Annotated in this window: 3 protein-coding genes; all 3 read right to left on the bottom strand. The window is 66.0% G+C overall.

What is annotated here, in order from left to right:
- A partial coding sequence (locus ACIPIA_RS13615) for a chromate transporter (protein WP_400510317.1) occupies positions 1 to 502 on the bottom strand: 502 nt, incomplete at its 3' end.
- The gene (locus ACIPIA_RS13610) at positions 499 to 1,332 is read right to left on the bottom strand and encodes a chromate resistance protein ChrB domain-containing protein (RefSeq protein WP_400510315.1); all 834 of its coding nucleotides are present in this window, start codon (positions 1,330 to 1,332) and stop codon (positions 499 to 501) included. The genes ACIPIA_RS13615 and ACIPIA_RS13610, both read right to left, overlap by 4 nt.
- 128 nt (positions 1,333 to 1,460) lie before the next feature.
- Positions 1,461 to 2,723: a hemolysin family protein gene (locus ACIPIA_RS13605; protein WP_400510319.1), complete on the bottom strand. Its 1,263-nt coding sequence runs from the start codon at positions 2,721 to 2,723 to the stop codon at positions 1,461 to 1,463.
- Between the last annotated feature and the right edge of the window lie 83 nt (positions 2,724 to 2,806).

The following is a 2,806-nucleotide window of genomic DNA, read 5'->3' as shown; positions in this document are numbered from 1 at the left end:
GGAAGATCGCGATGAATGCAGCCACCGCAACCGCCACCATTGCACCGTTCTTGAGCGCCCGACGGCTGATCCTGAGGCCTGCCTCGATGACGATGGCGAGTACGGCCGCCTTGACGCCAAAGAACAGGCCATCGATCAGCGGAACGTGCCGCCAGGAGACATAGAGGATGCTCAGCCCCAGCATCACCAGCGCGCCGGGCAGGATGAACAGCAGGCCGGCGATCAGACCGCCGAGCGTCCGGTGCATGAGCCAGCCGATATAGACGGCGAGTTGCTGCGCCTCCGGCCCCGGCAGCAGCATGCAATAGTTGAGCGCATGCAGGAAGCGCTCCTCGCCGATCCAGCGGCGGTCCTCGACCAGTTCCTTGTGCATCAGCGCGATCTGCCCAGCCGGCCCGCCAAAGGACAGAAGGCCGATCCGGGCCCAAACGCGCGTGGCCTCTGCGAGAGAGGGCATGCGCTCGGCCGGCAGCGCCGTCGCGCCGGTCTGTGCGATCGTCATCTCCTGGCCTCCGCGGCCGGCCTCGGCGCAGGCCAGTTATGGGTCTCTTCGGCCGCGTCGCGACACCAGCGATAGAAGGCATCGTAAAGCAGCATTCCCGCGTCGAGCTGTTCGAGATCGTGCTTGAACATCCGCGAAAGCCCGAGCGATGCCGCGAGGAGGCCGGCGGCCTGCGGCTCCGCCTCCAGCGTCGCGGTATCTGCAGCCCTGACGATACGGGCGAGCCGGTCCAGGGCCGGGGATCCCAGCCGGAACTCCTCGATCATCGCGTCGAAGGTGCAGCGCGGCCCGCGGTGGCTCCAGAACACCCCCTCGATATCGAACGGCGTCGCTCCGAAGCGATCCGCGACCGCCTCGACCTCCGCAGCAGCGACGAAGAGGAAAACCGCCTGACGGTCGATGAAGCGGCGGATCAGCCAGGGACAGGCGATGCGGTCGATCTTCGGGCGCGCCCGCGTTACCCAAAGGCTCCCGCCCGCGTTCCCGGGAGCAGGCAGGCGCTCCGCGGCAAAGGTCAGGCCACCGGCCTGGCGCCAGGCCTGGTGCCCGCCTTCCAGGCTCTCGGCCGCGATGCCGGCGTGGCGCAGCCAGGCTGCCACGCCCTCGCTGAGCTTGAGGCCCTGGTGGCAAACGACGACAACGCGTCGTTCGCCGGCATAGGCCGGCGCCCACTCGGCAAGCTTGCGGTAGTCGCGCCGTGTCGAGGCCGGCAGGAATACGGGATCCGCGGCGATGTCGTCATCGATCCGAACATCGATGATGGCCGGCGCATCGGGCAGGCCGACCAGCCGCGAGAGCTGGGCGACCGTGATCTGTTCGTTGGAAGACATGATGCGTCCATCCTGGGCAAGGAAGCTGGACGCGAACATTGGGCCGAAGCCTCACGGGGTCGTCGCGATGCACCCCTTGCGGCTACTAGACCATGCGAGATCCGCCGGCGTCAACGCCGGCGAACGCCTCACTCGATCCGGCTGACCAGGATCTTGTCGATGCGGCGACCGTCGAGATCGACGACCTCGAAGCGCCAATGCCCCTTGTCGAAGGCTTCGCCGACATTCGGCAGATGGTTCATCTCGGCCAGGATGAAACCGGCGACCGTCTGGAAATCGGCATCGCGCGGGATCGGGATGCCAAGCTCGTGCGAGAATTCGTCGACCTGCATCCAGCCGGCGACGAGGTAGGAGCCATCTGCCCGCGTCACGATGGCCGGCTCGCCCTCCTCCTCTTCCTGGAAGGCACCGATGATCGCCTCGAGCACGTCGCCGGGGGTGATGATCCCCTCGAAGTGGCCGTACTCGTCGAAGACAACAGCCATGTGCACGCGGCTGGAGCGGATCTCGCGCAGAACATGCAAGGAGTCGGCGGTGTCCATCACCAACGGGGCGTCCTGCACATGCCGGCGCAGTTCTTCGATGTCGCCGGCGGCGATGAAGTCGATCAGATCCTTCACCAACACCACGCCGATGATCGAATCCGACTCGCCGTCCTGCACCGGCAAGCGCGACCGGCGGGTATCCTTGAGCTGTTGACGGATTTCCTCGGCGCTGTCCGACAGATCGATCACCTCGACCTCGCGGCGCGGTGTCATCAGGGCGCGGGCCGATCGGTCGGCGAGGCGCATGACGCCAGCGATCATCTCGCGCTCGTCGCGCTCCAGCACACCGGCTGTTTCAGCCTCGGCGATGATGGTGCGCACCTCCTCCTCCGTGACCTTCTCCTCCGACTCGCCCTTCTGGCCGAGCAGCGCGAGCACCGATTTGCCGGAAACATCGAGCAGGAAGACAAGAGGCGCGCCGATCTTCGACATCAGTGACATGGCCGGCGCGACACGTGCAGCCACGCGCTCGGGATCGCGCAGCGCGATCTGCTTGGGCACCAGTTCGCCGAGGATCAGGGAGAGATAGGTGATCGCAACGACCACAATGCCAACGCCGAGCGTATCCGAAACCGAAGGCGAGAAACCCTGAGTGCCGAGCCATTCCGACAGGCGCGCGCCCAGCGTGGCCCCCGAGAATGCGCCGGAGAGCACGCCGACGAGCGTGATGCCGATCTGTACGGTGGAGAGGAAGCGGCCGGGATCCTCGGCCAGGCGTATCGCGGTCGCGGCGCCTTTATTGCCCTGGTCGCTGAGGACCTTGAGGCGAGCGGGCCGCGACGAAACCACGGCGAGCTCGGACATGGCGAGAAGTCCATTAACGATCGTCAGCGCCAGGACGATCAGGATTTCGGTTAACAAAACCAATCCGTTTGCTGCGGATCTGCGACGTATGGCAGCCCGCTTGAACGCCCCTTATACCGGATCAT

The organism is Allobosea sp. CER48 (genome assembly GCF_044752385.1).
In the GTDB taxonomy this organism is placed as follows: Bacteria; Pseudomonadota; Alphaproteobacteria; order Rhizobiales; family Beijerinckiaceae; genus Allobosea.
This window is presented reverse-complemented; position numbering and strand designations above follow the sequence as displayed.